Origin of the sequence: Steroidobacter sp. (assembly GCF_016790065.1) — a bacterium.
Taxonomy (GTDB): Bacteria; Pseudomonadota; Gammaproteobacteria; order Steroidobacterales; family Steroidobacteraceae; genus Steroidobacter.
Map to the genome: position 1 here is coordinate 1 of NZ_JAEUPY010000832.1, position 4,697 is coordinate 4,697.

The following is a 4,697-nucleotide window of genomic DNA, read 5'->3' on the forward strand; positions in this document are numbered from 1 at the left end:
CGCCGGCGTGCGCGACGCCAACTCGTTCGAGAGTTCGGGCGGCCGCATCGTGCTGCTGGCAAAGCCCAGCGAGAACCTGCGCGTGCGCACGTCCGTGACCTACGAAGATTCCGATTTGGCCAGCGAGTGGAAGGTGACCGACGTGCCGGAACGCTTGCTCAACACCAACAACTTTGCGCTCGAGCCCCAGCAGGACTCCGCACTCGTGGCCAGCGCCAGAGTCGACTATACGGCGTCCTTCGGTGAGCTCAGTGCGATCACCGGCTACTGGGACCGCGAGCGGCGTGATCGCGGCCTGGAACCGAACGTGACCTTCGCTTTTCTGCCGGTCACCAAGGATTTCCAGATGAACGACCGCGGCTTCTCGCAGGAGCTGCGTTTCGTGAGCGAGCCAATCGGCAAGGCCCGTGTGACCATGGCGGCCTACTACAAATCCTCCGATCAGGAGTTCGACGCGTTGGAAGAGTCGGCGGTCCTGTCGTTTCCCGGCTCGCTGCTGATCGAGAAAGAGGAATACTCGGGCAAGCAGTACTCGGTCTCCAGCGAGCTCAGCTATGCCTGGACCGATGCGCTCACGACGACCGTGGGCGCGCGCTACTTCAAGGAGAACATCGACACGTACCAGTTGTGGACCGAGCCAGAGATCGTCTTCACGATCCCGAGGGCCGAGTTCCACACCGAGTTGCCGATCGAGGAAGTGCTGCCGAAAGTGCTGGTCGAGTATCGCGCGACGCCGGATTTGCTGTTCTATGGCGGCGCTACGCGGGGCGCGCGTAACGGCAATCTGATCTACACCTCCATCCTGGTCATCTCCGATTCCTACGGGCTGGCGTTGCCGCGCACCTCCGACGCCGATTCGGCCTGGTCCTATGAAATAGGCACCAAGACCAGCTGGCTGGACAATCGCCTGACGGCGAACGTCGCTCTTTATTACATCGACTGGCAGGACCTGCAGATGACGGCCAGCACGCCGCCTTATTCGGTCGGCGGTGGGGTGCTCTCGTTCGTCTACAGCGCGAACGTGGGATCGGCACGTTCGGTCGGCGGCGAAATCGACGTTGCCTGGCGTCCGTCGCAGTACTTCAACGTGAATTTGTCCGCGGGCTATACCGACGCGAAGTTGGGCAACGAAGTGCTGATCGACGCCGTCAGCGGGATCAGGGTGCCGAAGGACGCAATGATTCCCTTCACGCCGGAATACAAAGGCGCGGTGACGATCGCTGGTCGCTATCCGCTGGGTACCGCATTGACCGCGACGACTAACATCGGCGTACAGCACATCGGTCCGCAGGCTTCGAGGCTGAGGCAGATCCCCGACGATCCGGTGCAGCCGTACGAAAAGTACCCGGCTTACACCATCGTCGACGTGCGTGCCGGCGTGGAATGGAATGACTGGACGGTCACGGCATTCATGAGGAACGCGACCGACAAAATCGTCGGCGTGACCGGAGCGGCCGGATTCAACTATCGCGTCAATACACCGCGTACCATCGGTTTGATGGTGAGCACGAGCTTCTGATCTCACGGCAGGTGTTGACGCATGAACTTGCACTCAAAGTTGTCGATCGGGTTGTCCATCGGGTTACTCATCGTCGCGGCCGGGTTGCTGCGGACGGCCAGTGCTGCCGAGTCAGGGAGCTGCCCGGCTCCGACTGCGGAGGATTACTCCGCAGCTGCGCGACTGTGGGGCCCGAACTTGTTCGGCTTGGTGCGTAACGAAACTGTCGAGCCGCACTGGATCGGGACTTCGGGACGATTCTGGTATCGGCGCGACGGTGCCAACGGGCCGGAGGTCGTGCTCGTCGGGCCCGATGGGAGCAAAGCACCTGCGTTCGATCACGCCGGAGTAGGGCAGGCACTTGCGCAACTGCTTGGCACGAGCAGCGCAGGTGTTTTGCCAGCAACACTGACTGATGCGCGGGTGAACGATGAGCTGACGCGTCTCTCCGGGCGAGTCGCTAACAAGCTCATTGATTGCGACATCGTTGCGCTCAAGTGTGGTTTCGTGGACGACGCACCGCTCGACGCGTCGTGGCTGCTGTCGCCGGATGGTCGTTCCGCTGTGTTTGCCCGCAACGACAATCTCTGGCTGCGCGAGATTGCGACGGGTAAGGAGCGGGCGCTGACCACCGACGGTGCGGCGTACTTTTCTTGGGGCAAGTTGCCGGACGTGTCGCTCACGAAGATCGCTCGCGACAAATCCGGCGCTAAGGCTGCCCCGTTCGCGACGCAATGGTCACCGGACAGTCGCTACGTCATCACCGCACGAGTCGACGAACGGAAGGTCGGCGTCATGCCGTATGTCGAGTGGGTGCCGACCGACGGCTCTCGCCGGCCCATCGTGCACGAGGTGCGCACCGAAGTGGTCGGTGACGCCGACGTGGCTCAAATCGAATATCACGTCATCGATATGCAGACCGGGCGAGTGACGCCGGTCGGCCTGCCGGAGCAGTACGCGCCGTCGGTGCTCATCAGCGACTTCGAGCGCATGGTGGTTGGCTGGAGTGCTCGTTACAACCAAGTCTTCCTGCTGGTGCACAGCTTCGACTGGCGGATGCTGGGGCTGTTCCGTTTCGACCTGGCCAGCGGCCGCTTGACCAAGGTGATCGAAGAAACTTCGGCCACGCGGGTGCCGACGACCAATGCCATGTGGTACGCGCAGGACAACATGCGCTTGCTGAAAGACGGCGCAGAAATTCTCTGGTTCTCCGATCGCAGCGGTTGGGGACAGTTGTATCTGTACGACGCACAGAACGGTCGCCTGAAGCGGACCATCACGCGCGGCGACTGGCTTGTCTATAACGTCGAGAGCGTCGATGAGCGTAGCAACGAAGTGTATTTCACAGCGGTTGGCCGCGAGCCGGGACGCGACGCCTACTACCGCCATTTGTATAAGACGCGGATGGACGGTCGCGCATCGGTGCAACTGCTCACCACCGAGAATGCCGACCACTCGTTTGAACCGCCAGGCGGCCCGATGTCCGCGCGGCTCTTTGGGGTGCCACCCAAATCGCCACGCGTAATGCCGGCTGCCGGAGTGTTTCTCGATACTTGGTCGACGGTGGATCAACCGCCACGAACCGTGTTGCGCTCGACGCTCGATGGTCGCCTCATCACCGAACTCGAGCGTGCCGATGCTTCGAAACTTTACGCGGCTGGCTGGAAGCCGCCGGTTCGCAAGCGAGTCAAGGCCGCCGACGGCGTTACTGATGTGTATGCCGTCTACTACGCAGCCGATCGTGCGAGTTGCAGCAGTCGTTTGCCGGTGATCGACTCGGTCTATGGCGGGCCGCAAATTGCATTCGCTCCTTATAACTTCACGATGGCCTATATGAGCATGGGACAGAGCTCGCTCACCAAGCTCGGTTTCCATGTCGTCACCAGCGATGGACGCGGCACGCCGATGCGCTCGCGTGCTTTCAACGACGCGGGCTATCCGGAGTTCACTCAGGTCGGGATCGACGATCACGTAGCCGTCATCCGTGCGCTGGCGAAGGCTTATTCCGGCATGGATCTGGACCGTGTCGGCATCAGTGGCGCATCGTGGGGTGGAACGTTCACGAGCCGCGCGATGCTCACGCAGCCCGAGCTGTTCAAGGTCGGCGTATCGGCCGTGGGGCTGTACGATTACACCGCGAACTACCGAGCGTATGAGCCGTACCTCGGAGCGCCGGTCTATGCGAATGGCACGACTCATCGCTCGCGGCCTGACGAGGCGCCGGCCAATTGGGCCAAGGTTGACATGCTGTCGCTCGTGGATCGGTTACGCGGCGATCTGTTGATCATCTATGGCGATCTCGATGAGAACGTTCCGCCGGTCAACACCATGCGGCTGATCGATGCGTTGACGCGTGCGAACCAACCCTACGATCTCATGGTCCTTCCCAATCGCACGCACTTTACCGTTGAGTACGATCCTTACGTGGCCAAGCGGACGTGGGACTACTTCGTCGAGCACCTGCTCGGCACGCGGCCACAGCGGGATTTTCGCCTGCAGTTCGGCGCACCGGTCGTGCCCGGCACCTGAATCGACGAGATCGAGCTTATGAACACGGTACTACTGAAGAATGCGCGCGTCTTCGACGGAGTGAGTGGCGATTGTCCGGAGGGCATGCAGGTCCTGATCGAGGCGGGCACGATCCGCGAAGTGTCATCGACACCGATCCGCAGCGAAGCAGCGTTGAAGATCGACGTTGGCGGCCGGACGCTGATGCCGGGCCTGATCGACGCACACATTCACGCATACGCCTCGGATGTGAACTTTCAGAACGTTGATCGCGCTGGTGAGCCATATCGTGCGGCGCATGCCGTTCGAATGCTCGGTCACGCGCTCGATTGCGGCTTCACCACGGTGCGCGACTGCGGCGGCGGGGATTGGAGCCTGTGGCGCGCCATCGAAGACAAGCTGGTCCGCGCGCCGCGCTTTTTATATGCGGGCAAAGTGCTTTCCATGACTGGTGGGCATGGCGATTTTCGGCTGATGAATGAGAGCCGACATACGCATGGCTATTGTTCGTGCGCCGGCGATCTCAATACGCTCGGTATCGTGGCGGACGGTGTGGATGCGTGCGTCAAGGCCGCACGCGAGGAGCTGCGACGCGGCGCTCATTTCATCAAGATCATGGCGTCTGGCGGAGTGGCGTCGCCGACCGATCCGATCTGGATGAATCAGTACCGCGAAGATGAGATTCGGGCCA

At 61.6% G+C, this 4,697-nt stretch carries 3 protein-coding genes; all 3 read left to right on the plus strand.

Features of this window, described 5'->3' with window-relative positions:
* Positions 1–1,519, plus strand: a 1,519-nt coding sequence (locus tag JNL55_RS33405) for a TonB-dependent receptor (protein WP_293865037.1), incomplete at its 5' end; no start/stop codon positions are given.
* A gap of 21 nt (positions 1,520–1,540) precedes the next feature.
* Positions 1,541–4,027 (plus strand): S9 family peptidase, encoded by a 2,487-nt coding sequence (locus JNL55_RS33410; protein ID WP_293865040.1) that lies wholly within the window; start codon positions 1,541–1,543, stop codon positions 4,025–4,027.
* Between the two features lie 18 nt (positions 4,028–4,045).
* The coding region (locus JNL55_RS33415) for an amidohydrolase family protein (protein ID WP_293865043.1) at positions 4,046–4,697 on the plus strand (652 nt) is incomplete at its 3' end.

Bases quoted from the DNA above. Each gene is read 5' to 3' on its own strand.
- JNL55_RS33410 (WP_293865040.1), top strand. From the start codon at position 1,541: ATGAACTTGCACTCAAAGTTGTCGATCGGGTTGTCCATCGGGTTACTC.